Genomic DNA, 1,278 nt, shown 5'->3' on the forward strand with positions numbered 1-1,278 from the left:
CGATGCGACGGAGTATTTCCAGATCCCGACCGGACGTGTGGTCGAGATCGGCACGCAGGTGGCGATCTGAGGTTTCCGGCAGCCTTTGACGCCACGCACCGGTCATTGCGGGGCAAGCCCTGCGCTGGGAACATGGTAGCCCTACCGTCACGGCACTTGATATTGCATCGCAGCAAGCGTAGAGCACCGCGCGCTTATCGGAGTGTCGTCCATGGCCCTTACCAATGCTGGTATTGAGGCAGAACCCGTCGAACAATCGAGCCATCCCGAAATCGAACAGCACAGCACCAAAGTTCTGATGCTGGGCGCGCTCGGTGTGGTCTATGGCGACATCGGCACCAGCCCGATCTACGCCTTCCGGGAAGCGCTTGTTGCGTCCTCCGGCGGCGAAATCGCCGAGCGCGGCGATATTCTGGGCGTGCTGTCGCTGATCATCTGGTCGTTGACGATTATCGTCACCATCAAATACATCATGTTCGTGCTCAGAGCCGACAACCGAGGCGAGGGCGGCGTGCTGTCGCTGATGGCGCTGGCGCGCGGCAGTTTCCCGACCCGCTCGGCGATCATCCTGGCCATCGGTGTTGTCGGCGCGTCATTGTTCTTCGGTGACGCCGTCATCACGCCGGCAATCTCGGTGCTTTCGGCGGTTGAAGGCATGAATGTCGTTACCCCGACCTTCCAGCCCTACGTCGTGCCGCTGACGCTGGTCATCCTGGCGATCCTGTTTTCGGTGCAGCGCTTCGGCACCGGCGGTGTGGCGCTGATCTTTGGCCCGATCACGGCGGTCTGGTTCCTGGCTATCGGTCTTTCGGGCTTGAACCACATCATCGCCGATCCCGAAATCCTGTGGGCGGTCAGCCCGCACTACATCGTCGCCTTCCTGATCAATTCGCCCGATGTCGCCTTCGTCACCATCGGCGCCATCTTCCTCGCCGTCACCGGTGCCGAAGCGCTTTATGCCGATCTCGGCCATTTCGGCCGCAAGCCCATCGTGCTCGCCTGGCTGGCCATCGTGTTTCCCTGCCTGCTGCTAAACTATGCCGGGCAGGGCGCTTTCGTGCTGGCGAAGAACGGTCACGTCGGCCACCCATTCTTCGAGATGAACGAAGGCTGGACGCTGATCCCGATGGTGGTATTGGCAACCGCGGCGACGGTTATCGCCAGCCAGGCGGTCATCTCCGGCGCCTTCTCGCTGACCCGGCAGGCGGTGCAGCTCAATATGCTGCCGCGCCTCGAAATCCTGCACACGTCGGAACGGCAGTCGGGCCAGATCTACAT

Annotated in this window: 1 protein-coding gene; it reads left to right on the top strand. The window is 61.8% G+C overall.

From position 1 onward, the window contains the following. Nucleotides 1–211: 211 nt before the first annotated feature. Nucleotides 212–1,278 (top strand): KUP/HAK/KT family potassium transporter (locus tag X728_RS136950; RefSeq protein ID WP_023833353.1); only part of this gene is annotated, 1,067 nt, incomplete at its 3' end.

Source organism: Mesorhizobium sp. L103C119B0 (assembly GCF_000502235.1).
GTDB lineage: Bacteria > Pseudomonadota > Alphaproteobacteria > Rhizobiales > Rhizobiaceae > Mesorhizobium.